The 22,012-nt window shown below is 63.9% G+C and carries 19 protein-coding genes and 1 pseudogene; 9 read left to right on the plus strand and 11 right to left on the minus strand.

Annotated features, from left to right (window positions below):
* Positions 1-33: 33 nt before the first annotated feature.
* On the minus strand, positions 34-1,404 hold the full coding sequence (locus tag QBK88_RS25290) for an amino acid permease (RefSeq protein ID WP_277964180.1): 1,371 nt from the start codon (positions 1,402-1,404) through the stop codon (positions 34-36).
* Between the two features lie 154 nt (positions 1,405-1,558).
* Between QBK88_RS25290 and QBK88_RS25295 the strand changes: the two genes are divergently transcribed.
* The 3 genes from QBK88_RS25295 to QBK88_RS25305 all read left to right on the plus strand — a co-directional run bounded on the left by QBK88_RS25295 (position 1,559) and on the right by QBK88_RS25305 (position 4,036).
* Entirely contained in the window at positions 1,559-2,017 is a 459-nt protein-coding gene (locus QBK88_RS25295) for an Lrp/AsnC family transcriptional regulator (protein WP_277964181.1), read from the plus strand.
* A gap of 185 nt (positions 2,018-2,202) precedes the next feature.
* Complete coding sequence (locus QBK88_RS25300) at positions 2,203-2,814, plus strand: YitT family protein (protein ID WP_277964182.1); 612 nt, start codon at positions 2,203-2,205, stop codon at positions 2,812-2,814.
* A 28-nt stretch (positions 2,815-2,842) separates the two neighbouring features.
* Complete coding sequence (locus tag QBK88_RS25305) at positions 2,843-4,036, plus strand: amino acid aminotransferase (RefSeq protein ID WP_277964183.1); 1,194 nt, start codon at positions 2,843-2,845, stop codon at positions 4,034-4,036.
* A 104-nt stretch (positions 4,037-4,140) separates the two neighbouring features.
* Here QBK88_RS25305 and QBK88_RS25310 read toward each other — a convergent pair whose 3' ends face one another.
* Both QBK88_RS25310 and QBK88_RS25315 read right to left on the minus strand, forming a co-directional pair.
* Positions 4,141-4,917 carry an enoyl-CoA hydratase gene (locus QBK88_RS25310; RefSeq protein WP_277964184.1) on the minus strand — a complete coding sequence of 259 codons (777 nt, stop codon included), beginning with the start codon at positions 4,915-4,917 and terminating at the stop codon, positions 4,141-4,143.
* A 2-nt stretch (positions 4,918-4,919) separates the two neighbouring features.
* Positions 4,920-5,393, minus strand: a complete 474-nt coding sequence (locus tag QBK88_RS25315; RefSeq protein ID WP_277964185.1) for a universal stress protein — start codon at positions 5,391-5,393, stop codon at positions 4,920-4,922.
* Between the two features lie 175 nt (positions 5,394-5,568).
* Between QBK88_RS25315 and QBK88_RS25320 the strand changes: the two genes are divergently transcribed.
* The 5 genes from QBK88_RS25320 (at position 5,569) to QBK88_RS25340 (ending at position 11,780) form a co-directional block, all read left to right on the plus strand.
* Positions 5,569-6,489: a LysR family transcriptional regulator gene (locus QBK88_RS25320; RefSeq protein ID WP_268150418.1), complete on the plus strand. Its 921-nt coding sequence runs from the start codon at positions 5,569-5,571 to the stop codon at positions 6,487-6,489.
* A gap of 266 nt (positions 6,490-6,755) precedes the next feature.
* Positions 6,756-8,288: an MFS transporter gene (locus QBK88_RS25325; RefSeq protein WP_277964201.1), complete on the plus strand. Its 1,533-nt coding sequence runs from the start codon at positions 6,756-6,758 to the stop codon at positions 8,286-8,288.
* 27 nt (positions 8,289-8,315) lie between these two features.
* On the plus strand, positions 8,316-9,386 hold the full coding sequence (locus tag QBK88_RS25330; protein WP_445764999.1) for an HlyD family secretion protein: 1,071 nt from the start codon (positions 8,316-8,318) through the stop codon (positions 9,384-9,386).
* Positions 9,383-10,846 carry an efflux transporter outer membrane subunit gene (locus QBK88_RS25335; RefSeq protein WP_277964186.1) on the plus strand — a complete coding sequence of 488 codons (1,464 nt, stop codon included), beginning with the start codon at positions 9,383-9,385 and terminating at the stop codon, positions 10,844-10,846. The genes QBK88_RS25330 and QBK88_RS25335 overlap by 4 nt, the downstream gene beginning before the upstream one ends.
* A 139-nt stretch (positions 10,847-10,985) precedes the next feature.
* Complete coding sequence (locus QBK88_RS25340) at positions 10,986-11,780, plus strand: SDR family NAD(P)-dependent oxidoreductase (protein WP_268150422.1); 795 nt, start codon at positions 10,986-10,988, stop codon at positions 11,778-11,780.
* A gap of 64 nt (positions 11,781-11,844) precedes the next feature.
* Here QBK88_RS25340 and QBK88_RS25345 read toward each other — a convergent pair whose 3' ends face one another.
* From QBK88_RS25345 to QBK88_RS25380, 8 genes and pseudogenes are all read right to left on the minus strand, one after another.
* On the minus strand, positions 11,845-13,533 hold the full coding sequence (locus QBK88_RS25345) for a thiamine pyrophosphate-binding protein (RefSeq protein ID WP_277964187.1): 1,689 nt from the start codon (positions 13,531-13,533) through the stop codon (positions 11,845-11,847).
* Between the two features lie 29 nt (positions 13,534-13,562).
* A complete protein-coding gene (locus QBK88_RS25350; RefSeq protein ID WP_277964188.1) occupies positions 13,563-14,270 on the minus strand; it encodes a Phenylacetic acid catabolic protein in 708 nt (235 codons plus the stop codon).
* Complete coding sequence (locus tag QBK88_RS25355) at positions 14,263-14,895, minus strand: hypothetical protein (protein WP_277964189.1); 633 nt, start codon at positions 14,893-14,895, stop codon at positions 14,263-14,265. Before QBK88_RS25355 ends, QBK88_RS25350 begins: the two co-directional genes overlap by 8 nt.
* 26 nt (positions 14,896-14,921) lie before the next feature.
* Positions 14,922-16,292: a phenylacetate--CoA ligase PaaK gene (gene paaK / locus QBK88_RS25360; protein WP_445764996.1), complete on the minus strand. Its 1,371-nt coding sequence runs from the start codon at positions 16,290-16,292 to the stop codon at positions 14,922-14,924.
* Positions 16,293-16,447: 155 nt separating this feature from the next.
* A complete protein-coding gene (locus QBK88_RS25365) occupies positions 16,448-17,593 on the minus strand; it encodes an acyl-CoA dehydrogenase family protein (protein ID WP_268150430.1) in 1,146 nt (381 codons plus the stop codon).
* A 69-nt stretch (positions 17,594-17,662) separates the two neighbouring features.
* On the minus strand, positions 17,663-18,076 hold the full coding sequence (locus tag QBK88_RS25370; RefSeq protein WP_268150437.1) for an acyl-CoA thioesterase: 414 nt from the start codon (positions 18,074-18,076) through the stop codon (positions 17,663-17,665).
* Positions 18,077-18,729: 653 nt separating this feature from the next.
* Positions 18,730-19,407, minus strand: coding sequence for a TetR/AcrR family transcriptional regulator (locus tag QBK88_RS25375; RefSeq protein WP_268150438.1), 678 nt, complete (start codon positions 19,405-19,407; stop codon positions 18,730-18,732).
* A 372-nt stretch (positions 19,408-19,779) separates the two neighbouring features.
* Positions 19,780-20,181, minus strand: a pseudogene (locus tag QBK88_RS25380) (LysR family substrate-binding domain-containing protein); the annotation flags it as partial.
* 29 nt (positions 20,182-20,210) lie between these two features.
* Between QBK88_RS25380 and QBK88_RS25385 the strand changes: the two are divergent.
* Positions 20,211-21,425 (plus strand): MFS transporter, encoded by a 1,215-nt coding sequence (locus tag QBK88_RS25385; protein WP_277964190.1) that lies wholly within the window; start codon positions 20,211-20,213, stop codon positions 21,423-21,425.
* The last annotated feature ends 587 nt before the right edge of the window (positions 21,426-22,012 follow it).

A 22,012-nucleotide genomic window follows, 5' to 3' on the forward strand; every position in this document is an offset into this window, starting at 1 on the left:
AATTTCATCTGGCACGCCCTTCAGCAGTGGCCATCAGGCAGGTACCGCACCCGAAAGCGGTTGCGCGCGGCGCAGCCGGTAAGCCACCGCCAGCAGCCCCAGCCATACCGGTATCAGGTACACCGACAAGCGCATGCCCGGGGTCAGGAACATCACCAGCAGCACGCCGGCCAGAAACGCCAGGGTCAGGTAATTGGTCAGTGGGTAACCCCAGCTAGGGTAGATGGAGACGCCGCCCTGGCGCTGTTGATGACGCTTGAACTTCAGGTGCGTGATGCTGATCACCACCCAGTTAAGTACCAGCGCCGACACCACCAGGGCCATCAGCAAACCAAAGGCATCGCTCGGCATCAGGTAGTTGAGCACCACGCAAACACCTGTGGCCAGTGAGGAAACCCCCAGCGCCACCACCGGCACGCCACGGCGGTTCACCCGCAGTACGGCCGCCGGGGCATTGCCCTGGCGCGCCAGGCCGAACAGCATGCGGCTGTTGCTGAACACGCAGCTGTTGTAGACCGACAACGCCGCGGTCAGCACCACGGCATTGAGCACCGAGGCGATGATGTTGCTGTCCAGTGCATGGAAGATCAGCACGAAGGGGCTGCCCCCGGTCACGACCTTTTCCCAGGGGTACAGCGACAGCAGCACCGCCAGCGCGCCGATGTAGAACAGCAGGATGCGCCAGATCACCTGGTTGGTGGCCTTGGGAATGCTGCGCTTGGGGTCATCGGCCTCGGCGGCGGTGATGCCCACCAGTTCCAGGCCACCGAAGGAAAACATGATCACCGCCATGGCCATCGCCAGGCCGCCCAGGCCATGGGGAAAGAAGCCACCATGGGCCCACAGGTTGCTCACCGCCGCCTGCTCACCACCGGTGCCGGTGGCCAGCAACCAACCGCCGAACAGGATCATGCTGACGATGGCAACCACCTTGATCAGGGAAAACCAGAACTCCACTTCCCCGTAGCATTTGACGTGGGTGAGGTTGATCAGGTTGATCAACACGAAGCACACCGCTGCCGACACCCAGGTGGGAACGCCCGGCCACCAGTACTGCACGTAAAGGCCCACGGCGGTCAGTTCGGCCATGCCCACCAGTACGTACAGCACCCAGTAGTTCCACCCCGACATGAACCCGGCGAATGGGCCCCAATAGCGATGGGCAAAGTGGCTGAAGGTGCCGCTGACCGGCTCCTCGACCACCATCTCGCCCAACTGGCGCATGATCATGAAGGCCACGACGCCGGCGATGGCGTAGCCGAGGATGGCCGAGGGGCCGGCCATGCTGATCGTCTGGGCGATGCCCAGGAACAGCCCGGTACCGATGGCACCGCCCAGGGCGATCAACTGGATATGACGGTTCTTCAAGCCCCGGTGCAACGATGAGGCGGGTGACTGGCTCATGGCGATGTCCTGATCAAAAGGGAGGCGGGCATTGGCCGATGCCCTGCGTGACGTCTTGCAGGGTTCGTTTGCAAATCAGGTGCCAGGCATGGGCGCAGGGGTATGGGTGCTGGTAACCTGCTGGCCCGATTCCCTGTGCCACGGAGCCTTTGCCATGTCCGCCATCGACGATTTCGACCTGAAGATCCTGACCCTGCTGCAGGCCAACGGGCGCCTGACCAACCAGGACCTCAGCGAGCTGGTGGGGCTGTCGGCGTCCCAGTGCTCACGGCGCCGTATCGCTCTGGAGCAGGCCGGGCTGATCCTGGGCTACCACGCGCGCCTGGCGCCCCAGGCCATGAACACGCAGATGGTGGCGATGATGGACGTGCGTCTGGTCGGCCATACGCTGGCGCAATCCAGCGCTTTCGAGGCATTCGTGCAGGGGGAAACCGCGATCATCGACACCTACAAGACCACCGGTGATGCGGACTATTCGCTGAAGGTGGCGGTGGCTGACCTGAACGAGTTGAACGCCTTGATGGGGCGCCTCACCAACAATGGCAGCACCAGCCATATCAAGACTGCCGTGGTGCTGCAGCGGATCAAGGAAGCGGGGATCGCGGCGGGCTGAAACTGCACTGAAAATGGGCCGGCGGCGGATTTCCGCACTCATTCGGCGCATGTTATTGGTATTTGGTGCTCGTATAGCGCATAAAATCAATTTTAAATACACATTTCGGTCGTCGTTTGTTAGTTTCGCGCTCGATTGCGGCATTGCTTGCCTGCCGCCCGTGACAACCCGATATCGAGCGAACCATGAACACAGCCCTAGCCCCCACATGCCCCCACAGCCGCGCCGAAGATTGCCTGGCGATGCTGGTGGGCACGGTGATGATTTCCTTCGGCCTGCTGTTGCTGCGCGACGGTGGCATCATGACGGGCGGGATGGCCGGCGTGGCGCTGCTGCTGCACTACGCCCTGGGCTATGCCTTTGGCTTGAGTTATTTTGTGCTCAACCTGCCGTTCTACTACCTGGCCGTGCGTCGCATGGGCTGGGCGTTCACCCTCAAGACGTTCAGCTGTATTGCGCTGGTGTCGGTGTTCTCCGATCATCTGCACGGGGTGATCAGCCTGGCGCACATCCAGCCGCTGTACGCGGCGGTGATGGGTAACGTCATCCTGGGTACCGGTTTTCTCATCCTGTTCCGCCACCGCGCCAGCCTGGGCGGTATCAACATCCTCGCCCTGTACCTGCAGCAGCGTTTTGGCTGGCGTGCCGGTTGGCTGCAGATGGGTGCCGATGTGCTGATACTGGCCGGCTCGCTGACCACCGTGGCACCGGGGCTGCTGGCCATTTCGGTGGTGGGGGCGGTAGTGCTGAACCTGATCATTGCCTTCAACCATCGCGCGGGTCGTTATTGCGCCTGAATTTTTTACCCACTGTCTGGAGTTCACCATGCTTGAACACGTCCGCCCCTATGCCGGCGACCCTATCCTGTCGCTGATGGAGGCCTACCAGGCCGACCCGCGGCCCGGCAAGGTCAACCTGAGCATCGGCCTGTACTACGACGCCCAGGGCCGGATTCCGCAACTGCCCTCGGTGGCAGAGGCCCAGCGCCGCTGGCTGGCGAGCGAGCAGGGGCCGTCGCTGTACCTGCCTATGGACGGCCTGGCCGACTACTGCGCGCAGGTGCAACGGCTGCTGTTCGGTGAACAGGCACGGGTGCTGGATGAGCGCCGCGTAGCCACCATCCAGACCGTTGGCGGTTCGGGTGCCTTGAAGGTCGGTGCCGACTTCCTGCGCCAGTGGTTCCCCGAGGCGCAGGTGTATGTCAGCAACCCGACCTGGGAAAACCACCACGCGCTGTTCGGCGGTGCCGGGTTTACCGTCAACACCTATCCCTATTTCGATACCGCCACCGGTGGCGTCGACTTCACCGCGATGTGTGCGGCGTTGGCCACGCTGCCGGCCCACAGCATCGTGCTGATGCACCCGTGCTGCCACAACCCCACGGGCGCCGACCTCAGCGCCGCGCAGTGGGATCAGGTGGTGAGCGTGTTGGCCGAGCGCCAGCTGATTCCATTCCTCGACACCGCCTACCAGGGCCTGGGCCAGGGCATGGAGCAGGACGCCTACGCTATTCGCGCCATGGCGGATGCCGGGTTGACGCTGGTGGTGAGCAACTCGTTCTCGAAGATATTCTCGCTGTACGGTGAGCGGGTGGGCGGCTTGTCGGTGGTGTGCCGCGATGCGGCCACTGCCGCCAATGTGCAGGGCCAATTGAAGGCCACCGTGCGCCGCAACTACTCCAGCCCACCCAGCCATGGCGCGCGTCTGGTGGCCGGTGTGCTGGGCGACGAGCACCTGCGCGCCCAATGGCTGGCAGAAGTGGAACAGATGCGCGTGCGCATCCAGGCCATGCGCACGCAATTGGCGTCGCTGCTGCGCGACGAATACCCGGACGGCCGCCATGACTACCTGCTGCGCCAACAAGGCATGTTCAGCTACACCGGGTTGAGCGTGGAACAGGTGCGCAGCTTGCGTGAAGACGCCGGCATCTACCTGGTCGACAGCGGCCGCCTGTGCCTGGCGGGCTTGAACGAGCACAACGTCGCCACCGTCGCCAGCGCCATCGCCCGTCTGGGTTGAACACCCCCGCTGCGTAGCAGCGGACCTGGCCGCGTCACGAACGCCGCGCAGTCAAGCATAAGGGGCACCTGACGTTGCGCGCTGCCAGGGAGGCGCCCTGGCGATCAGCGATGGCTGAACTGCGCGCGGCGTTTTTCGCTGAACGCCGCCATGCCTTCCTTCTGGTCTTCAATGGCAAAGGTGGAATGGAACAGGCGGCGCTCCTGGCGAACACCTTCGGCCAGCGTCGTTTCGAAGGCCGCGTTCACGGCTTCCTTGGCCAGCATGCACACAGGCCCCGAATAGCTGGCGATACGTGACGCAACCAGCAGTGCTTCATCCAGCAGTTCGCTGCCATTCACCACGCGGCTGACCAGGCCGCAGCGCTCGGCCTCGTGGGCATCCATGGTCCGGCCGGTCAACACCATGTCCATCGCTTTGGACTTGCCCACGAAGCGCGCCAGGCGTTGGCTGCCACCGGCACCGGGGATGGTGCCCAGCTTGATTTCCGGTTGGCCGAAGCGGGCGTTGTCGGCCGCCAGGATGAAGTCGCACATCAACGCCATTTCACAGCCGCCACCCAGGGCGAACCCGGCGACCGCGGCGATGATGGGTTTGCGGAAGCTGGCGATGCGCTCCCAGTCGACGGTCACGAAGTCTGCGCGGTACACATCCATGTACGTCAGGTCGCGCATCTCCTTGATATCAGCGCCGGCGGCAAAGGCGTCGGCGGTGCCCGTCAGTACCACGGCACGGATGGCGGGGTCGTGCTCCAGCTGGTCCAGCACGCCCGCCAACTCAGCCATCATCGCGGCGCACAGCGCATTGAGCACCTGGGGCCGGTTGAAGCGAATCAGGGCGACGGCTTCGTGGGTTTCCAGTTCAAGGTAGTGCAGGGTCATGATCATTTCTCCGCTGGGGCGTCGGGTGTGGAGCGTGTCTGAATCAGTACGGGGCAGCGCGCGGCGTCCAGAACCCGGGCGCTGACGGAAGGATCGAAGACTTTGCCGAGCCAGCTCAGGTGGCGGTGGCCCATGACGATCAACCCGCAATTCAAGGCTGCGGCGCGGTTGACGATGACGTCGGCGGGCTCACCCTGCACCAGGGCGCCTTCGACGTGATAACCGGCTGCCTCAAGGGTGTCGCAGGCGGCCTTGATCAGGTGGTTCGCGGCGTGCTGCTGTTCGCTGGCGGCGGGGTATTCCACTTCATCGGGGCGGGCGATGTGGTCGTTTTCGGACGCCAGCGAGAAGGAGGGGTCCACGGCCAGCAGCACCTTCAGGGCATGCCGGGATGGCGTCAGATACCGGCCCGCCAGGTCAATCACGGCGTGGCGCTGGTCGCTGCCATCGATGGCGATCAAAACGTTCGTGGTCATGGTATGTCCGGGCTGTAAGCGATGGGCGCATTGTTCAGAGAAAGAACCCGGCTGGTAAATGGCGTGCTGGACAATGAGTAGTTGCGTGTTTTGCAATCTGTTGCAAAAAGTGTAAGGTCGCGCCACGCGAGGAGCGCAATGCCACTATTGAAGTAACGCCTGGAGGATATGGGCCATGCAACTGCCGGACATGAACTTGTTGATTGCGCTGGATGCCTTGCTGGATGAGGGCAGCGTGGTAGGCGCGGCGCGACGCATGAACCTGAGCCCGGCGGCCATGAGCCGTACGTTGACGCGTATACGTCACGCCGTGGATGACCCCATTCTGGTGCGTGCCGGCCGCGGCCTGGTCCCCACGCCACGGGCGCTGGCCCTGCGCGGGCGGGTACGCAGCCTGGTGGAACAGGCCGCGGTGGTGTTCAGTTCTCGCGAGGAGGTCGACCTGTCCACCTTGCGGCGTTGCTTCAACCTGCGCGCCAACGATGTGTTCATCGCCGCGTTCGGTGGCCAATTGATGGAAACCATGCGCGAGCACGCGCCCAACACGGTGCTGCGCTTTGTGCCGGAGGGGGAGGGCGAGGACGACGCGCTGCGCGAGGGGCGCATCGACCTGTACATCAGCGCCATGCGCCCCTTTGGTCCGGAGATCAAGGTACAGAACCTGTTCACGACCTCCTTCGTGGGCCTGGCCCGGGTCGACCACCCCTTGTTCGACGACGAAATCACCCCCGAGCGGTTCGCCGCCTACGACCAGGTCAGCGTGTCGCGCCGCGGCCGCGCTACCGGCCCGATCGACACGGCACTGGCCGCCATGGGGCTGGAGCGGCGGGTGACGCTGATCACCCCCAGCTTTCACTCGGCGATGTTCTCGCTGCCGGGCTCCGACCTGATATTGCCGCTGCCCGAGCACGTGCAATGGAGCGTCGCCCGTCTGGGGCTGCCCTTGCGCTCGTTCCACCTGCCCATGTCGCTGGCCAGCGTGGTCATCATCCAGGCCTGGCACCCTCGGTTCGATAACGATCCGGCGCACCGCTGGTTGCGCCGCACCCTGAAGCAGGCGTGTGAGCTGCAGTTGCCCGGCCACCAGGCCGAGTGAGCGTGTGAGGCTGCCGGTCGTGTAGGAGCCGGCCCCCGCAGCGGCAGCGGTTTGGCACGCGGGCACGTCACACATTAAGGCACCTGGCGATACGTGCGTCTGGTGCAGTAGTAACCTTCCGATATGTCAGTTTTCGTCAGCATTGGCGCTTCATAGAATTCACCGGAACCTTTTTCCGGAGCCATGAAGCCAATGCCCCTTGCCATTGTCCGCCACCGCCCAACGAGGGTGGGGCCATGAACGCCCTCGGCGCCCAGGCGCTTGAGATGCCAGGGGCCGCGGCGCCCGTGGAGCAACCCAAGCCTGCTGCCCCGCCGGTGGCACAGCCGTTCGGCATGCGCATTATCATCGGGCTGGTGGGGGTGCTGCTGGCCGTGCTGCTGGCCGGTGTCAACGAAATGGTCACCAAAATGGCCATGTCCGATATTCGTGGCGCCATGCATATCGGCTCGGACGAAGGCACCTGGCTGATCGCGCTGTATTCGGCCACCTCGGTGTCGGCCATGGCCTTCGCCCCCTGGTGCGCGGTGACCTTCACCCTGCGCCGTTTCACCCTGTGCGCCATCGGTGCCTTCGCGGTACTGGGCGTGCTCTGCCCGCTGGCCCCCAACCTCACATGCCTGATGGTGCTGCGCACCTTGCAAGGGGCGGCCAGCGGCGCCTTGCCGCCCATGCTCATGAGCGTGGCGCTGCGCTTCCTGCCGCCCAACATCAAGCTCTACGGGCTGGCCGGCTATGCCCTGACCGCTACCTTCGGGCCCAGCATCGGTTTGCCGCTGGCGGGCCTCTGGACCGAGTACGCACCCTGGCAGGTCATCTTCTGGCAGATCATCCCGCCCGCGCTGGTGGCCATGGCCTGCGTGGCCTACGGCTTGCCCCAGGACCCCATGCGCCTGGAGCGCCTCAAGCAGTTTGACTACCGCGGGTTGATGCTCGGCCTGCCGGCGATCTGCTCACTGGTCATCGGAATTTCCCTGGGCGACCGCATGGACTGGTTCGAGTCAACGTTGATCTGCTGGTTGCTGGGCGGCGGGGCAGTGCTGATGGTGTTGTTCATGATCAACGAGTGGTCGCACCCACTGCCGTTCTTCAAGTTGCAGATGCTCAGCAACCGCAACCTCACCCATTCGCTGATCACCCTGGGTGGCGTGCTGGTAGTGCTGTCCGGCGTCATCATCATTCCCTACAGTTTCCTGGCGCACATCCAGGGCTACCGTCCGGCGCAGACCGCGCCGGTGCTGCTGGTGGTGGCGTTGCCGCAGTTGCTGGCGCTGCCGCTGGTAGCGGCCCTGTGCAATATCCGCCGCGTCGACTGCCGCTGGGTGCTTGCCGTTGGGCTGGGGCTGCTATGCGCGGCCTGCATGGCGGGCAGCCTGATGACCTCGCAGTGGATTCGCGACAATTTCTACTTGATGCAATGCCTGCAGATCTTCGGCCAGCCGATGGCGGTGATCCCCCTGCTGATGCTGGCCACCAATGGCATGACCCCGCCGGAAGGGCCATTGGCGTCCTCCTGGTTCAACACCGTCAAGGGCCTGGCCTCGGTGGTGGCCAGCGGCCTGATCGAATGGCTGACCACCACACGCCAGCATTTTCACTCGACGATGCTGGTGGACAGCCTGGGCAACTCGCCCCTGGCCGACCTCAACGACCCCACCCTGGCCGGGCGCCTGCATGCCCAGGCCCAGGTGCTGACCAGCGCCGACCTGTACCTGTACATGGGCATGGTGGCCGCGTTGCTGATCGTGCTGATCCCCTTTGTGCCTACCCGTATCTACCCACCGCGCGCGGTGGCGTAGCCAACCTTCAAGAGAGAAGTCGTGATGATGACCAAGAAGCCAACTGTCATTCTGATCACTGCGGCCGTGGCCGCGGTGGCCGGGATTCTTTACCTGGCCTGGCCCGCGGTGTTTGGCGCCTCGGGCTCGCAGAGCACCAATGATGCCTACGTGCTGGCGGACTACACCGTGGTGGCGCCCAAGGTTTCGGGGTTCATTACCCAAGTGCTGGTGGAGGACAACCAGTGGGTCAAGGCCGGCCAGGAACTGGCCCATATCGATGACCGCGATTACCAGGCGGCCCTGCTGGCCGCCCAGGCCCAGACCCTGATCTCCCAGGCGCAGTTCCAGAACGCCAAGGCAACCCTGGAACGCCAGGCGTCGATCATCGCCCAGGCCCAGGCCAGCGTGCAGGCCGACCAGGCGGCGCTGGCGTTCGCCGAGCATGAGTGGGTGCGCTACAACCACCTGGCCGGGCAGGGTGCCGGTACCGTGCAGAATGCCCAGCAATCGCGCAGCCAGGTTGACCAGGGCCGGGCCCGCCTGGCCAACTCCACGGCGGCATTGGCGGCGGCGCGCAAGCAGGTGGAGATTCTCACCGCCCAGGTCGACGGTGCCGAAGGCGGCCTCAAGCACGCCAAGGCTGCCGAAGATATCGCGCGCCTGAACCTGTCCTACACCCGCATCGTGGCGCCTATCGACGGTATCGTCGGCCAGCGTGCCGTGCGTGTCGGCGCATTCGTCGAGCCGGGCGCGCGGATGCTGGCCGTGGTGCCGTTGCAGCAGGCCTACGTGGTGGCCAACTTCCAGGAAACCCAACTGACCCATGTGGTGCCAGGGCAGAAGGTCGACATCAGTGTCGACACGTTCGGTGATCAGCACCTCACCGGCCATGTGGACAGCCTGGCACCCGCCACCGGCGTGACCTTCGCCCAGGTCAAGCCGGACAACGCCACGGGCAACTTCACCAAGGTGGTGCAGCGTATTCCCGTGAAGATCGTGCTGGACGCCGACCAGGCACTGGCCAGCCGCCTGCGCGTGGGCATGTCGGTGGAGGCGCGTATCAGCATCGGCGCCCATGGTGATCAAGCCAGGGCGAAAGAGGTCACCGCACGATGAGCCTGAAAACAATGGTGCTGATGATCTCGGCCGCCAGCCTGTGTGCCTGTACCCTCGGCCCCGATTTCAAGCGGCCCGCGCCCACCAGCGAAGTGCAATGGCTGCCGGTCGAAGGCCCCCTGGCCCCCAGCCAGGCCGTTACCGCGAGCCTGGGGGAGCGCTGGTGGGACAGCTTCAATGACCCTCAACTGAGCGCATTGATCCAGCAGGCGGTCGAGCAGAACCTGGACCTGAAAGTGGCCGCGACCCGGCTGCTGCAAAGCCGCGCCACGCTGCAAGTGGTCAATGGCAACCGTTACCCTTCGGTGGATGCCAGCGGTGAATACAGCCGTGCGCGCAACAGTGCGGTGGGCCTCAACGACCCTTCTTTCAAAGACGGTCATTCGGCCTTCAACCTCTGGCAGACCGACCTGCAAACGTCGTGGGAGCCGGACTTCTGGGGCGGAATCCGCCGTGAAGTGGAGGCTGCCAACGCCGGCGTGCAGGTATCGGAAAATGCCCGCCGGGGGGTATTGCTCAGCGTGTTGAGCGAGACGGCCGCCGACTACATCAGGCTGCGCGCCACCCAGGCGACGCTGGCGGTGATACGCGACAACCTCGGGGTGTCGCAGCACAGCCTGAAACTCTCGCAGATGCGTTTCGACGACGGTGTCGCTACCCACCTGGATATCGCCCAGGCCTCTGCCCAGGTGGCGTCCATCGAGGCCCGCCTGCCGACGCTGGAAGAACAGCAGGCGCGCCTCATCAATGCCTTGAGCCTGTTGCTGGGCCAGGCCCCACGTGCCTTGCAGGCACAGTTGGAAAAAGCGGCACCGGTGCCGGTGAGCACCGAGCGCCTGGGGATGGGCCTGCCGTCGGAACTGGCGCAGCGACGTCCCGATATTCTCCAGGCCGAATCAGCGCTTCATCAAGCCACCGCCATGATCGGCGTGGCCAAGGCCGACTTCTACCCCAGGATCAGCCTGTCGGGTAGCGTGGGGTTCCAGGCGTTGCAGTTGTCCAATCTCGGTTCATGGAGTTCACACGCCTTTGCCTTCGGACCGCAGTTCACCTTGCCGATTTTCGAGGGCGGGCGCCTGCGAGGCATGTTGAAACTGAGTGAAGCGCAGCAGCAGCAAGCGGCGATCGAGTACCAGCAGACGGTGCTCAAGGCCTGGCATGACATCGATGACGTGATGGTCGCCTACAACGCCGAGCAATTGCGCCGTGACCGCCTGGCCGAGGCGGTGAGCCAGAGCCAGGTTGCCCTGGATACCGTGCAGCACCAATACGTGTCCGGCGCCGTGGACTTCCTCAACGTGCTGACCGTGCAGGCGACCTTGCTGAGCAACCAGGAGCAACTGGTCGACAGTTCGGCCAGCGTCTCCCTGGCACGGGTGAACCTGTACAAAGCCTTGGGCGGCGGTTGGCAATCAATGCTGCCGGTGGCCACCAACGGCCAGGCGCCCCACCCCTTGTAGCGGCCATGGCCGCGTCGGCGGCGCATGCGGTGTGCCTGGTGCCGCGCGGCGCTTGTGACGCGGCCAGGTCCGCTGCTACGCGCGGCCGACGCGAGCGCCGTGGGCCCTTTCAGCGATTCCCCACCCCAGCGAGGTAACCATGAATATTTCTCTACACGGCAAGCGTGCGATCGTCAGTGGCTCCACCGCCGGTATCGGCCTTGCCATTGCCGCGGGGTTGGCCGAGGCCGGCGCCGAAGTGGTGATCAACGGCCGCACGGAGGGGCGTGTCCTGCAGGCCATCAAGCACATCCAGAGCAAACTGCCGGGCGCCAAGCTGATTGGCGTGGCAGCGGATTTGAGTACCGTTGACGGCGCCAGGCGGCTGTTTGCGCGGGTGACCAAGACCGATATTCTGGTCAACAACCTGGGGATCTTCGCGCCCAAGGCATTTTTCGATATCAGTGATGAGGAGTGGCAGCACTTCTTCGACGTCAACGTGATGAGCGCCGTGCGCTTGTCGCGCCATTACGCGCCGCAGATGGTCACGGCCCAGTGGGGCCGGGTGGTGTTTCTGTCCAGTGAGTCGGCCTTGCAGATTCCGACGGAGATGGTGCATTACGGCACCACCAAGACGGCCTTGCTGGCGGTGTCCCGTGGGTTGGCGGAGACCTTGGCGGGGACGGGTGTGACCGTCAATGCAGTGTTGCCTGGGCCGACGCGTTCCGAAGGGGTGGGCAGTTTCTTTCAGCAGATGGCTGAGGAGAACGGTGTGGGCAGTGATGCGTTGGAGCGAGACTTTATCGCTGAACACCGGCCCACCTCGATCATCCGCCGGTTGGCGACGGTTGAGGAGGTGGCCAATATGGTGGTCTACCTGGCTTCGCGGCAGGCGAGTGCTACCACGGGTGCGGCGTTGCGGGTGGATGGTGGGGTGGTTCGGGCGATTGCCTGATGCCATGACGGGGGGGCATTCCCCCCCCTGCGCGATAGCATTGCCCGGTGGGGCCGTGGCACCTTCAGTTCACCGGCACACCCTGCCGCGCTGGGCGTACGCCGTAATCGAAGTCGGCGAACAGCTTGGCAAAGCGCCGCAGTGAATCAGGTGCGTCCATGCGCTCCATCACCACCTCGATGAACAGCAATTCCTCAGGCCCCTGCGGGTCGCTCAACACCGCTTCCAGTTGTGCCTCCGTATGCACCGTGAAGCAGCGCGCCCGCTGACGGGTGTCGAGCACCTTGGGCAGTTCGGCATAGCGCCACGGGTTGATATCGTTGTAGCTGGAATTCTCCCCCAGTATCAGCCTCTCGATGGTGTAGCCATCGTTGTTGATCACGAAGATGATCGGCTTGAGGTTCAGGCGCAGCAGGCTCGATAGCTCTTGCACGGTGACCTGCAATGAACCATCGCCGATGAACAGCAACTGGCGTCGCGCGGGCTGCGCCAGTTGCGTGCCCAGCAGGGCCGGCAAGGTATAGCCGATGGCACCCCACAGCGGCTGGCTGATGTAAGTGACCGCCGGTGGCATGCGCAGGCCGCCCAGGCCAGAGGCCGAGGTGCCGTTCTCGGCGATGATCACGTCACCGGAACGGATGAAGCTGCCCATGCGCGTCCAGAATCGTGCCTGGCTCAGCGGGCTGTCGGCCTCGGCCTGCCAGGCCTGGGGTGCTGTCACGCTGGCCAGTGCCGGGGTGTCGGCGCGCTTGACGGTGGTGGTGATCAGCCCATCCAGGACCTGGCCGACGGCGACGGCGTTGAAATTCAGACCGTCCAGTGAGGCGCTGTAGGGGTGCAGCTGGATGAGCGCATCCGCTTGCAGCTGCTGGGAGAACAGGCCGGTGCTGACGTCGGCGAAACAGGCGCCCAGGCCGATCACGCAATCGGAGTTTTCCACGGCCGTGCGTACGGCCGGGGCCGAGCCGGCGCCCACGTAGGTACCCAGGAACAAAGGGTGGTTTTCATCCAGCACGGCCTTGGCCGGTACCATGCTGGCGAACGGTAGCCCGCGCGCCTCGATCAGCGAGAGCACTTGCTCGGTCAGTCCAAAGCGCGCCACATCGACGTCCACCAGCAATACCGGGCTGACGGCCTTGGCCAGCCGCTGTTGCAGGCGCTCCAGCACTTCGCCCAGTTGCTGGGGGTCGCTGCGGGTTTCGCGCAGGGCCAGCGCGGTGGTGGGGACCTCGACCTGCAGCGTGGCCAGGTCCGATGGCAGCTGCAGGTACACCGGGCGGCGCTCGCGGAAGCAGGTCAGCAGCACGCGGTCGATTTCCGCGGTGGCGTTCTCCACCGTGATGCGCGCCTGGGCCACGGTGAACTGGCGTACGGCAACCATCACGTTGTCGTAGTTGCCATCCACCAGGGTGTGGTGCAGCAGGGCGCGGTTGAGGATGGCGTGCAAGGGCGGGGCGCCCGAGACCAGCACCACGGGCACGCGCTCGGCGTAGGCGCCGGCCACGCCATTCAGGGCGCTCAGGTCGCCCACGCCATAGGTGGTCAGCAGGCAGCCGAAGCCACGGGTGCGGGCATAGCCGTCCGCGGCGTAGGCGGCGTTGAGTTCATTGCAGTTGCCGATGAAATGAATGTCATCACGCGCTTCCACCTGCTCCAGGAAGGCCAGGTTGTAGTCCCCCGGTACGCCGAACAGGTGGTCGATGCCGAGTTCGCGCAAGCGGCGCAGTAAAAAGTCGCCAATGGTCATGTCCATGATCGATTGTCCTTGGTGGTGGGTTCAGCTCACCATCGGTGATGGGGGGCGGTACGCGCCACGCCTTGCAGGGGTTGCAGCACGGCCTGCAAGTGGGCGTGGTCGCGCGATTGAGAGGCTGGTGCCAGGCGGGGTGGGGCAAGACCCGCACGGGTGAGGGCGGCCTTGAGTGGCATGCGCCAACTGCGGTCGATGCCCTTGTCATCGGTGTCGGGGTTGTCCGGCGGCACGCCCTGGCACAGCGGCCATAGCTGGTCCAGGGCATGCTGCAGGCCGGGGCGGTCCTGCGCGCTGGCATCCAGTAGCCACTGGTTGGCGTGCTGCCAGTGGGCGCGCACCTGGGGCAGGGCACGGCGGGCGGTGATCGCCAGCAACGGCAGCGGTGACAGTTGCAGCGTGCTCAGCCGTTCCTGGTGCCAGCCGTCATAGAGCCAGTGGCACAGGCCCGCTTGCAGTGGGTTGCTGTGCGGCTGTTCGAGTATCACCAGGTTGTGGAATTGCCGGGCGTCGCGCAGGAAGGCCAGTTGGTCGGCATCTCGGCCATCGTTGAGCAGTTCAGCGGCGTACTCCAGCCACTGGCGCGATTGCTCCAGCAGTTCCATGCCGATGCTCAGCCATTGCTGGTCCTGCGCCAGGGTCGGCGCCTGGCCGAAGCGCTCACACAGGCGCTGGCTGGCGATCAGTGCGCTGTCGCCCAGTTGCAACAAAGTGTCGAGGACGGAGGACGACTCAGCCATGGGCCACCCCTTTGGCTTCGCGGGTGCCGGCGCGGCAGCCGAGAAACTGCAATTGTTCCAGGGTGCGGGCCATGAAGGCCTGCTGCTCGTCGGCGGGCCAGCCTGCCAGGCGTGCCAGCAAGTGCGGCCACTGCCGATCGATGGCGGCCTGAACCTGGCCGCCAAGGCCCGCCTGCCGTTTCTGGGTCATGGCCAGCAACAGTTCGAAGGCCTGGCGGCGGTGGAAGATCGCCCGTCGCTCGATACGTTCGCAGGCACTGGCGAAAGTGGGGTGAGCTTGGCTGTCGGGCTGCGCGGGTGGGTTGGCGCTATCGAGCAGCCAACTGGTCACCGCGAAATCAGCCAGGGTGCCCGGCGGCGTCGGCACCGCCAGGTGTCGCGCCCAAGGCCTGGCAGGGGCGGGGCGGGCAGGCTGCCGGACGACGCTGTCCTGCAACTGCACGGCATGACTGGTTTCATCCAGCAGCCGGCGAAACCACTGCTGTTTGCGCTTGAAGCTGGGCGCACGGCACAGCCAGTGGTGGGTGGGCAGCAGGCGCTGAAGCTGATGCTCAAGCGCCTGTTCGATCACGCCTGGCCCAGCGGCCAAAGCGGTGTCGGGGTGCATAGGGGAGGAGTCTGGCATCGGGCATCTTCCTGCAGGCTGCGCATTCACGCGGGCTGACGGTAATCCAGGACGTGGCTGGACTTGCCCTCCGAACGCTTGAGGGCCTGGCATGGGTGTACAACCACCTGAGTACTGATGCCCACATGCACCTTGATGCGGTGAGCCAGGTCCTTGGACACGGCGTGTTGCTGGGCGGGGGTCCAGTCGGCGTGTTCGGCGCGCAACTCGACGTTCACGGTCAGGGTGTCCAGGTGGCCATCGCGGCGTACGTGCAGTTCGTGCACGGGGCTGAGCGCGGCTACCTTCAACAGTTGCTCTTCGATCTGCGTGGGGAACACGTTCACACCGCGGATGATCAGCATGTCATCGCTGCGCCCGGTGATCTTGTCCAGGCGGCGCATGGCCCGGCCGTTACCCGGCAGCAACCGCGTGAGGTCACGGGTGCGGTAGCGAACCATCGGCAACGCTTCCTTGCTCAAGGTGGTCAGCACCAGTTCGCCGAACTCGCCGTCGGGCAGCACCTTGCCGGTGTCCGGGTCGATGATTTCAGGGTAGAAGTGGTCTTCCCACAGCGTCGGGCCGTCCTTGGTGTCCAGGTGTTCCATGGCCACGCCCGGCCCCATGAGTTCCGAGAGCCCATAGATGTCCAGCGCCTGGATGCCCAGGCGGGTTTCCAGTTCGTTGCGCATGGTGGCGCTCCACGGTTCGGCCCCGAAGATACCCACGCGCAGCGACAGTTCTTGCGGCGAGATGCCCTGGCGCTCGATTTCCTCGGCGATGTTGAGCATGTACGAGGGGGTGACCATGATCAGGTCTGGCCGGAAGTCGCGGATCAGTTGCACCTGGCGGGCGGTTTGCCCGCCAGACATGGGAATGACCGTACAGCCGAGCTTTTCCGCGCCGTAATGGGCACCCAGGCCCCCGGTAAACAGGCCGTAGCCGTAGGCGATGTGCATGCGGTCACCGCGTTTGCCACCCGCCGCGCGGATGGAGCGGGCCACCAGTGATGACCAGACGTCGATGTCATTGCGGGTATAGCCGACCACGGTCGGTTGCCCGGTGGTGCCGCTGGACGCATGCAGGCGCACCACTTCATCCATGGGCACGGCGAACAGCCCGAAAGGATAGTGGGCGCGCAGGTCCGCCTTGGTGGTCAGCGGGAAGTGGGCCAGGTCCGCTGCATCATGCAGGTCGTAGGGGTGCACGCCCAGGTGGTGGAAGCGGTCCCGGTACCAGGGTACGTGGGTATAGGCATGGTCCAGGGTCCAGCGCAGGCGCTGGAGCTGGAAATCGCGCAACTGGTCGATGCTGGCATGCTCCAGCTCGTCACCGTAAGGGGTCTGAATCACCGACCTTTGCAGCGCCTGGGGGATAAGGTTGGCTGCCGCGCCCGGTTGCTTGAGTGGTTCGTTCATCGTGTTTTACCCAGTCAGTGACGCACCCCGCCCGCGCACACAGGGGCCGCGGCTGCGGGGGCGCAGGCGGGGGCTTGTGTACATAGGCAGGGTGGGTCTTATTAAAATGAACGGCGGGCGCTACCTCGTCGGGTCGCGTCCTCGCGAGGCTGTGCTCAGGCGCTGGTGCCGTGAAGCCGAAGGATCTGGTTGAAGATATTCTTCTGGTGCATCTCTTCCGTGCCGCCGACGGCCGCGAAACCGAGGGCGTCCTTGACCAGTTGCGACACCGGCCCTTCGTGGTAGCCCAGGCTGCCATACAGCTTGAGCAGGCTCAGGGCGCTGTCGATGAAGTCCTGGGCGGCGCCCAGTTTGGCGATCGAGCAGCTGAGCAGGGCTTGCGGGTCGTTGGTGAGCAGCTGGTGCAGGGCGGCATACACCATCCAGCGGTTGCGCTCCATGCCGATGGTCAGGTCCACCAGGCGCTTTTGCACGTACTGATGAGTGTCGATGGCGCTCTTGAAGCTCTGGCGGTTCGCCGCGTACTCAAGGGCTTCGCCGATGAAGGGCGTCGGCAGGTTGACGGCCACCAGCCCGTAGTAGGCGCGCCCCAGGGAGATGATGTTGATCAACTGCTGCAGGCCTTTGCCCACCTGGCCCAGCACCTGGGTAGCCGGCACGGGCACATTGTCGAAGAACAGCGCGCCGGTGGGCAGGTTGCGGTTGCCCAGCTTGCTGTCAGGCTCACCACGGGTCAGGCCGGGGGTGTCCTTGTCGATCAGCACCAGGGCGATGTTCTGTTTCTCGGCGCCCGCCACCTTGGTGACCACCAGGGTGAAATCGGCGATGGGGGCGTGGGCGATGTTGTACTTGCTGCCCACCAGGCGGTAACCGTCGCCTTCGGCGGTGATCTGCGTGGCGATGCTGCGCACATCGGTCCCGGTGCCTGGCTCGGCGATACCGGTGGCGCTGATGGCGCCGTTGAGAATGGCGGTCAGGTAACGGTCTTTCTGCTCTTCGCTGCCGTACAGCATCATGGCGCGAACCATGCCTGCCTGGGCGATCACCGACAGCAGCAGTTCAGGGGTGCGGATAGACGTCGCCAGCCCTTCCAGCGCGGCGGTGAAGGCCCACCAGTCTTCACCCTGGCCGCCGTAGGCTTGCGGGATGACCAGCTTCCACAGACCACTCTCGGTCACGCGCTGCCAGCCTGCGTAGTCGAAGCCCTCGGGGGCGCCGGAACGTGCCGCGGCCAGTTCCGCACCCAGGTTTCGGTAACGCTCGATCACGGCGCGGTAGGCGTCGCTCCAGGATAGATTCATGTGCAAAGTCCTTCTTGGTGTAGGGCTTCGCCGGCGCTGACCACCGGCGAAGGGGCGCAGCCGTGTGCGTCAGGCTTCCTGGAAGGTAGCCACCTGGTGCTTGAACTGGTCGGGCACCACCGTGCTGCGGTTCTGCTCGTAGTCGAACATCACGTGGATGGACTGGCCCTTGGCAACGGTGGTTTTTTCCGCGTCGTTGCGGTGCATGATGTGTTCCATCTCGAAGCTCTTGGTGCCGAACTTCACCACGCGGCTGGCCACGGTCAGCGTGTCGCCGTAGATGGCCGGCTGCACGTATTCGCAGGCGGTCTTGATCATGATGTGCGGCAGCTTCTGATCCTTGGGCAGGTTCAGCAGGTTGTGCATGTAGCTGAGGTAGGCGTGCTGCAGGTAGTCGTAGTACACCGGGCTGCTGACGTGGCCCATGGAGTCGGTATCGCGGTATTTCACTTCGATGACCGTATCAAATCCTTTGTTACCCATCGCATGTATCCTCTTGGCGAAATGACCGGAAGGTCAGAAGGGACAGGCACCGACGCAGGGAGAACGTTTCGCTCGCTGCGTTGTCAGCGCCAGGCTTGTTGCAAATGCTAGGGAGTGCCACGAGTGATAGCTACTCGCATTCAGGGTGGAAGGGATGCAAGCGAGGGGGCTGCGACGTAGCCCGTGAGCCTGCGGCGAGCTCATGCAGCGGTCATTCGCCAGGTGGAAGTCGAAGATGAAAATTTTCCGGCCATGGGCGCGCAAATGCGAAACGGGGGGTATTACTCGCATTTTCAGGTTCACCAACCCGGGACACGGTGTCCCGGGAAAAAACGAGTACGGGGCACGCGGAGCCGGCCCATCGGCCATGAAACAGGGGCTGTGGCAGGCGAGTAGTGTCGGGTGGGGGATTCTTCTAGGATGGCCTCCCACGAATGGCGGGCTGCTGGCGCCGGGGCCGAGGTGGGCAGGCAGTTGCCCAAATCATCGGCCCCAGGCCATGGGGTGGTCAGCCAGGCTCACGGTGCCGGGCTAACCGTTATCTGACGCCATCGTTGGCTATCGTTGAGCATGCCGTTGGGCAGGCAGGGCATGAGGAGGCCCGAGCCGAATTCGATGGTCTTGTTGTTAACGTGTTGCGTTACTTCAGGGCATTACGAAGCAGGCTGCAGGCTCAAGGTCAGTGGCCGGCTCGAACCCGGCGTGCGGGCCTCGCTTTCGACGCCGCACAACAGTGCCATCAGTGAACGGACAATCGCCTGCTCCATCTCCCGAGGGGCGATTTCCGGTGTCTCCACCACGTAGGCCTGCAGCATCGAGCGAATCATGTGGGCCGTCATCCAGGCCGCCATCGGCAGGTTCGGCCGCCATAGCGAATCCTGCCAGCGGTTGAGCATGGCCTGCAGCAGGTTCGGAATCTCGGTCTTGTAGAACTGTTCGCAAGGCTGGTCGATCAACGCCGAAAAGTTTTTCTCCAGCACGCGCAACAGCTGGGTTTCCTCGCGGTAATGGGTCAGCAGGGTACGAACCAGCAGCGACAGGTGTTCATGCAGGCTGTTGACCTGTGGGTACTGCGCCGTGATGTCGCGAATCATCTCTGCCAGCGCTTGTGCTTCGCGCTGATGCAGCGCCGCGATCAGCGAATCCTTGTTGGGGAAATACTGGTACAGCGAACCGACGCTGACGCCGGCCAACTGAGCCACCAGGTTGGTGTTGGTGCCGCTGTAGCCGTGCTTGACGATGATGTGGGCGGTGGCCGTGAGTATCGCTTCGACCATCATTCTGGAGCGCGCTTGGGTAGGTGTCTTGCGGGGCGTAGGGATGCGTTTCACAATTATCTCCGATAGTAGCTATACGCATGGGTGGGGAATGTGCCGGGCCCATCATAGGCACCTGTGCCGGGACAATATCTCCGCGGGCGGCTGCCTGGGTAAGGTGTGCCGCACAGGGGGATTCTTCGCCCAGGGGAGGCATTTTGAAATGGCCTGAGGCGCAATTTATTGTTGTGGATTGCGTCATTGCGTTCGTTTGTTCTTGGGGGAGAACGGCCGACGCCTGGAAGGACACCGAGAAAAAAGTGGTTCTTCACGGCTTGCCGGGAAAGACGGTGGCGGCACCACAGACTGCAGTGAACCAACAAGGCGGCTAAGGTGATCTGCGCCTTGAGAATGCACGCGAAAGCCCTGCCATGATCGGCGGGTTCATCAGGCCCCCACTTGCGCCGCCATCGTTTTCTTGAGCACATCGACAAATGCCCTCACCAACGGGGCGCGCTCATGCTTGCGGGTGAGCACCAAGAGTGGCGCTGTGGCCTCGGGCTCGGCCAGTGGCCGGTAGGTCACCCCTCGCTTGGCCAGGGTCTGCGTGCACTCGGGCACCACCGCCACACCCCGGCCCGCGGCCACCAGTGCGATGATCGAGGTGATCTGCTTGCCGGTGGGGGCCGGCCTACGCGTAAGGGCGTGGCGGCGGTAGAGGGTCTCGACGATTTCGTTCAGGCCCGAGCCGTAGTCCGTCGGGAAGGCGATCAGCGGGTAACCACTCAACTGCGCCAATGTCACCTGCGTCTGCTGGGCGAGGGGGCTATCACTGGCGACGGCGGCTATCTCGTTTATGTACTAGAAGGATCTGGATCATGCCTGTTGAAACCCGAGCACCCAACCAAAGCGATACACGAAGGCTACTACCGGTCGCAGTGGTTGTCTTTCTCGGCCTGATGGCCATGGGCATGCCGCTGGCCTCCGTCCCACTTTGGGTCCATGGGCAACTGGGTTTCGGTATGTCAGTAGTGGGCTGTGTCATGGGCATCGAATCGGTGGCTACCTTGCTGACGCGGCACTTCGCTGGCACCGCCGCCGATCGCCGAGGTCCGAAATGGGCCGTTATGCTCGGCCTGAGTGGCAGTGCCATCTCTGGTGGCTGCTACCTGGTCGCGGCGCAGCTGGTTGAAATGCCTCTAGTCAGCCTGGTGGTTATTATCGCCGGGCGTATTGCCATGGGCTTCGCTCAAGGTCTGTTGTTCACGGGTGGCAGTACTTGGCCGATCGGCATGTTCGGTGCAGACAAGGCGGGCAAGGCACTGTCGTGGATCGGTATCGCCATGTTCGGTGGCATCTGCGCAGGCGCCGCAGTGGCCGCATTGCTGGGTGAGGTGGTGAGCTTTGCATGGGTTTCACTGGTGACCATGGTCATTCCCCTGGTGGGCGTGCTCATCGCCCTGCGCACCCCTGCTGCCAGACTGCTCCACTGCGTGGAGAAAGCCTTGGGGGCAGGAGAGCTGTTGAGGAAGATCTGGCGTCCGGGCCTGGTTTTTGCCTTGGCCACGGTGGGTTATGTGACGGTATCTTCGTTCATCACCTTGACCTACGCCCAGTACCAGTGGAACGGTGCCGGTTACGCCCTAGCTGCCTTCGGCGCAGGCTATGTCGGTGCGCGCCTATTGCTGGGCTCGCGCTCGGACACTGCGGTGGGGCCTAACATGGCATTGCTGATGTTGGTCATTGAAGCGGCAGGCCAGGCTGTGCTGTGGATGGCGCCGACACCTGGCTATGCCATTGTCGGTGCTCTACTGAGCGGCTTCGGCGTGTCAATGATCTATCCGCTGTTCGCACTGGTGGCGATTCGCAACGTTCCGCACCATAGCTTGGGCCTGGCTATCGGTTTTTACGACGCTTGCTTCGATATCTCCATTGGCCTAGCTGCCCCGCTTGCCGGTCTGTTAGCCCGCGAGGAGGGCATGGCGGTGGTGTTCCTGATTGGTACGGGGGCGACCTTGTTGGCGATGCTCGCAACGCTTTATGCGTACACCTCCGCTTCGCGGGATGCCCGCAGTCCACATCTTGCCTCCTGAGTCTGGTTAGCAAAAAGCTCCGCGCGGCTGGTCGGGGAGAAAGCCCGATGTGTGAGTGTTTTTCAGTTACCTGATAGAACAATGCGACGTTGTCCTCTCAGATAATCAGGAGGCGGACGGGGGGCCTTTTTCTGGCTGCGCCAAGCTTCCCCTGCTATCGCCCGGGGACTGCGCGTTTACCAGCAATCGGCGTCGAAAAAGCTTCGAGTGATTGCGACTCAGCAGGCATTGGAAGACTTTGCTGATCAGTCATGGTCGGAGCTCCATGAGCGCTCCGATCTACTGATATTGATCTCCAAGGCAAGTCTTCCAGATGCATTTTCAGATTAGCCAAGCGGACCAGAGCCTATCGAAGAGGCCGACGCCGGCGCTGGCAGCAGTGCGGTATCGGACGCGTACGATGCCTACAGGATGCTCGACAACCCACCAGAGACAACCCCTTGCCTATATGCGCTGTAAACGCGTCGGAAAGTGCCTATGACAGTCGAAGCGCTCACTCACTGAGCGCTGGAGGAGTGTCGGAGCCAGGGTGCGGCTCTACTAAATTCCTTGCTAAACAAGTCTGACGGGCAAAACCGTCAATCTTC

The sequence above is a fragment of the Pseudomonas sp. RIT-To-2 genome (assembly GCF_029623465.1).
GTDB classification, from domain to species: Bacteria; Pseudomonadota; Gammaproteobacteria; order Pseudomonadales; family Pseudomonadaceae; genus Aquipseudomonas; species Aquipseudomonas silvicola.

Bases quoted from the DNA above. Each gene is read 5' to 3' on its own strand.
- QBK88_RS25290 (WP_277964180.1), bottom strand. From the start codon at position 1,404: ATGAGCCAGTCACCCGCCTCATCGTTGCACCGGGGCTTGAAGAACCGT.
- QBK88_RS25295 (WP_277964181.1), top strand. From the start codon at position 1,559: ATGTCCGCCATCGACGATTTCGACCTGAAGATCCTGACCCTGCTGCAG.
- QBK88_RS25300 (WP_277964182.1), top strand. From the start codon at position 2,203: ATGAACACAGCCCTAGCCCCCACATGCCCCCACAGCCGCGCCGAAGAT.
- QBK88_RS25305 (WP_277964183.1), top strand. From the start codon at position 2,843: ATGCTTGAACACGTCCGCCCCTATGCCGGCGACCCTATCCTGTCGCTG.
- QBK88_RS25310 (WP_277964184.1), bottom strand. From the start codon at position 4,917: ATGACCCTGCACTACCTTGAACTGGAAACCCACGAAGCCGTCGCCCTG.
- QBK88_RS25315 (WP_277964185.1), bottom strand. From the start codon at position 5,393: ATGACCACGAACGTTTTGATCGCCATCGATGGCAGCGACCAGCGCCAC.
- QBK88_RS25320 (WP_268150418.1), top strand. From the start codon at position 5,569: ATGCAACTGCCGGACATGAACTTGTTGATTGCGCTGGATGCCTTGCTG.
- QBK88_RS25325 (WP_277964201.1), top strand. From the start codon at position 6,756: ATGCCAGGGGCCGCGGCGCCCGTGGAGCAACCCAAGCCTGCTGCCCCG.
- QBK88_RS25330 (WP_445764999.1), top strand. From the start codon at position 8,316: ATGACCAAGAAGCCAACTGTCATTCTGATCACTGCGGCCGTGGCCGCG.
- QBK88_RS25335 (WP_277964186.1), top strand. From the start codon at position 9,383: ATGAGCCTGAAAACAATGGTGCTGATGATCTCGGCCGCCAGCCTGTGT.
- QBK88_RS25340 (WP_268150422.1), top strand. From the start codon at position 10,986: ATGAATATTTCTCTACACGGCAAGCGTGCGATCGTCAGTGGCTCCACC.
- QBK88_RS25345 (WP_277964187.1), bottom strand. From the start codon at position 13,533: ATGGACATGACCATTGGCGACTTTTTACTGCGCCGCTTGCGCGAACTC.
- QBK88_RS25350 (WP_277964188.1), bottom strand. From the start codon at position 14,270: ATGGCTGAGTCGTCCTCCGTCCTCGACACTTTGTTGCAACTGGGCGAC.
- QBK88_RS25355 (WP_277964189.1), bottom strand. From the start codon at position 14,895: ATGCCAGACTCCTCCCCTATGCACCCCGACACCGCTTTGGCCGCTGGG.
- paaK (WP_445764996.1), bottom strand. From the start codon at position 16,292: ATGAACGAACCACTCAAGCAACCGGGCGCGGCAGCCAACCTTATCCCC.
- QBK88_RS25365 (WP_268150430.1), bottom strand. From the start codon at position 17,593: ATGAATCTATCCTGGAGCGACGCCTACCGCGCCGTGATCGAGCGTTAC.
- QBK88_RS25370 (WP_268150437.1), bottom strand. From the start codon at position 18,076: ATGGGTAACAAAGGATTTGATACGGTCATCGAAGTGAAATACCGCGAT.
- QBK88_RS25385 (WP_277964190.1), top strand. From the start codon at position 20,211: ATGCCTGTTGAAACCCGAGCACCCAACCAAAGCGATACACGAAGGCTA.